This is a genomic window from Shewanella algicola (assembly GCF_014648035.1).
GTDB classification, from domain to species: Bacteria; Pseudomonadota; Gammaproteobacteria; order Enterobacterales; family Shewanellaceae; genus Shewanella; species Shewanella algicola.
Genome location: NZ_BMQI01000150.1, coordinates 1 through 1,072 on the forward strand (window position 1 = coordinate 1; position 1,072 = coordinate 1,072).

The following is a 1,072-nucleotide window of genomic DNA, read 5'->3' on the forward strand; positions in this document are numbered from 1 at the left end:
GGAGAATCACATGAAAAATACACGTTTCACTGAAAGCCAAATAATTAATATCCTCAAAGAAGGCGAGTCGGGTGTCCTTACGGTGCCTGAGTTATGCCGCAAACATAATGTCGGTCAAAGCACCTATTACAAATGGAAGTCAAAATACGGTGGCATGCAAGCCTCAGATTTAACTCGTATGCGTGAATTAGAAGCCGAAAATGCCAAACTTAAAAAGATGTTTGCAGACGTCAGCCTACAAAACATGGCGCTCAAAGACATTGTTGAAAAAAAGCTATAAAGCCAGCAGAACGAAAGGTGTTAGCGCACTATGCCATTAATGAATTTGGCCTGGGTGTTGTGTTGGCTTGTGATGCGCTAAGTATCAGTCGTTGCACCTTTTATTATCAACTTAAGCGTATCGATGATAAGGAAATCATTGATGCGGTATCAGACATTGCTGAAAAACGTCGAGCCTATGGATTTCGTAAGATATTTAAACGGCTACGACTCCTAGGACATAAATGGAATCACAAGCGTGTGTATCGCGTTTATTGTGGTTTGAAGCTTAACTTACGACGTAAAGGCAAAAAACGCTTACCTTCACGCGAGCCTGAGCCTCTTGCGGTACCTGCAAAGGCTAATGAATGCTGGTCAATGGATTTTATGAGCGATAACTTGTTTTCAGGAAAGTCGTTCAGGACTTTTAATGTAATTGATGATTACCATCGTGAAGCTTTAGCAATAGAGGTTGACTCAAGCTTGCCTGCACAACGGGTTATACGCGTACTGGATAGAATCGCAGCCTATCGCGGTTACCCGAAGCGTTTAAGGCAAGATAATGGTCCAGAGTTTATCTCACATGCACTTAAGGAATGGGCCGAACAACACGGCATCAAGTTAGATTTTATTAAGCCTGGCAAGCCGACTCAAAATGCATTTATTGAACGATTTAACCGTACTTATCGAAATGAAGTATTAGACTGTTATCTGTTTAATAGCTTGACTGAAGTTAGGGAAATCACAGATAGTTGGCTTGAAGAATATAATTATGATCGACCACATGAATCATTAAACGATCTACCGCCCAAGT

General features: G+C 41.2%; 1 protein-coding gene. It reads left to right on the forward strand.

Annotated features, from left to right (window positions below):
* Nucleotides 1–10 precede the first annotated feature (10 nt).
* Nucleotides 11–1,072 (forward strand): IS3 family transposase gene (locus IEY42_RS22150; RefSeq protein WP_229780266.1). Its coding sequence is split into 2 segments (ribosomal slippage), with 1,063 coding nucleotides annotated over them: nt 11–266 and nt 266–1,072; the frame shifts between segments, so codons are not numbered across the junction. This gene is flagged as partial in the annotation.